Here is a 1,930-nt window from a genome sequence, read left to right as displayed (position 1 = left end):
ACCAACAGCAATAGGATTGAGCTTTAGCCCATTCATCAATATAAAACAATCCCAATTGGCTTTAGCCAAAACATTTTGCGAATCATTAAAATACGATTGTGAATTTAAAACATCAAAAAAATGATAAAACGAACCCTTTTCTTCGGTAACCCCGCTTATTTAAGTACTAAAAACGAGCAAATTGTCATCTCCTATCCTGACAAAGAACAAGAAACTAAAACTGTCGCTATTGAGGATATTGGTGTGATTGTTCTAGAAAACCAACAAATCACCATTACCAATGGTTTGCTTGAAAAACTAACCAATAACAATGTCGCTTTAATTAATTGTGATCAATACCATTTGCCCATTGGATTATTAATGCCCCTGAACGGACATACAGAACAAACGGAACGCTTCAAAAACCAAATCAATGCATCTGTTCCTCTCAAAAAAAATTTATGGCAACAAACCATTAGTGCCAAAATTATGAACCAAGCAGGTTTATTGAAAGAAAAGGGTATTCCATGTCGTAAAATGGAAATTTGGGCAAAAGAAGTTACTTCTGGAGATGCCCTTAATCACGAATCTAGAGCAGCCGTTTTTTATTGGCAAAACCTCATCACTATAGAAAATTTCACAAGAGGACAAAAAGGAATACCTCCAAACAATCTATTAAATTATGGTTATTCCATTTTGCGAGCCATAACGGCGAGAGCTATTGTCAGTTCTGGAATGTTGCCCACCTTAGGTATTTTTCACAGAAACAAATACAATGCCTATTGTCTTGCCGATGACATCATGGAACCCTATCGCCCTTATGTCGATTTGATTGTGTGCCATATTATGGAAACTGAAGACAGCTATGACGAATCGACAATTGAAATTAAAAAACAATTGTTAAGCATTGCTACAATTGATGTATTTATAGATGGAAAAAACAGGCCGTTGATGGTAGCAATGAGTAGAACAACACATTCCTTACACGAATGTTTTGAAGGAACAGCACGGAAAATTTTATATCCTGCTTATGTATGATGAACATTACACACGATTAAATCAATATAGAAGTTTGTGGATATTAGTATTTTTTGATCTGCCCACCGAAACACGGAAAGAGCGCAAGATTGCCAGTGGTTTTCGAAAGAAATTATTGGACGATGGTTTTTCTATGTTTCAATTTTCCATCTATATGCCCTTTTGTGCCAGTAGAGAAAATGCAGAAGTGCACACTAAAAGAATTAGGAATAGTTTGCCAGAGCATGGAAAAATTGGCGTTATGCAAATAACCGATAAACAGTTTGGAATGATGGAACTTTTTTATGGAAAAAAAGCTGTAGAACCAGATAAACCTTCGCAACAACTGGAACTTTTTTAAGAATAGGAATCCAAAAATCCGCAACTAACTGAAGTTGAACTATATTTAACACCCAATTTTCACTTTCTAAACAAACCCATAACTCACAACATATCAAACGATTAAATAGCGGTATGTTGGGAATTATAAGTAAAAATACAATTTTGAAAGCAATTCACAACCATGATTCCATAGTTACTGAATAAGGTATTGTTGGGAATTATAAGTAAAAATACAATTTTGAAAGCAATTCACAACTCCCCTGCCTGGTAAGATTCAGCAGTCATAGTTGGGAATTATAAGTAAAAATACAATTTTGAAAGCAATTCACAACCTTGTCTGTTCAACGATTTCTACCTTACAAGTTGGGAATTATAAGTAAAAATACAATTTTGAAAGCAATTCACAACCATGTTGTCGTTGTATGTTTCTTCCGTTATGTTGGGAATTATAAGTAAAAATACAATTTTGAAAGCAATTCACAACTGCAATGATAAAGACGTCCACCTTTTGATTGTTGGGAATTATAAGTAAAAATACAATTTTGAAAGCAATTCACAACAAAATCCCTTTTACACTTGCAGTAGCATCTGT

2 protein-coding genes and 1 CRISPR repeat array are annotated in these 1,930 nt (G+C 34.2%); both genes read left to right on the top strand.

What is annotated here, in order from left to right:
• The first annotated feature begins 120 nt into the window (after positions 1-120).
• Entirely contained in the window at positions 121-1,017 is an 897-nt protein-coding gene (gene cas1 / locus WBQ70_RS13035; RefSeq protein ID WP_423914957.1) for a type II CRISPR-associated endonuclease Cas1, read from the top strand.
• On the top strand, positions 1,010-1,357 hold the full coding sequence (gene cas2, locus WBQ70_RS13030; protein ID WP_423914955.1) for a CRISPR-associated endonuclease Cas2: 348 nt from the start codon (positions 1,010-1,012) through the stop codon (positions 1,355-1,357). Before cas1 ends, cas2 begins: the two co-directional genes overlap by 8 nt.
• Before the next feature lie 115 nt (positions 1,358-1,472).
• A CRISPR array of direct repeats spans positions 1,473-1,898; the repeat unit is 46 nt; unit sequence GTTGGGAATTATAAGTAAAAATACAATTTTGAAAGCAATTCACAAC.
• Between the last annotated feature and the right edge of the window lie 32 nt (positions 1,899-1,930).

Origin of the sequence: Flavobacterium sp., from assembly GCF_049590715.1 — a bacterium.
Lineage (GTDB): Bacteria > Bacteroidota > Bacteroidia > Flavobacteriales > Flavobacteriaceae > Flavobacterium.
Note: the sequence above shows the minus strand (reverse complement) of the source record. Positions and strands in the feature narration are given on the sequence as shown.

Bases quoted from the DNA above. Each gene is read 5' to 3' on its own strand.
- cas1 (WP_423914957.1), top strand. From the start codon at position 121: ATGATAAAACGAACCCTTTTCTTCGGTAACCCCGCTTATTTAAGTACT.
- cas2 (WP_423914955.1), top strand. From the start codon at position 1,010: ATGTATGATGAACATTACACACGATTAAATCAATATAGAAGTTTGTGG.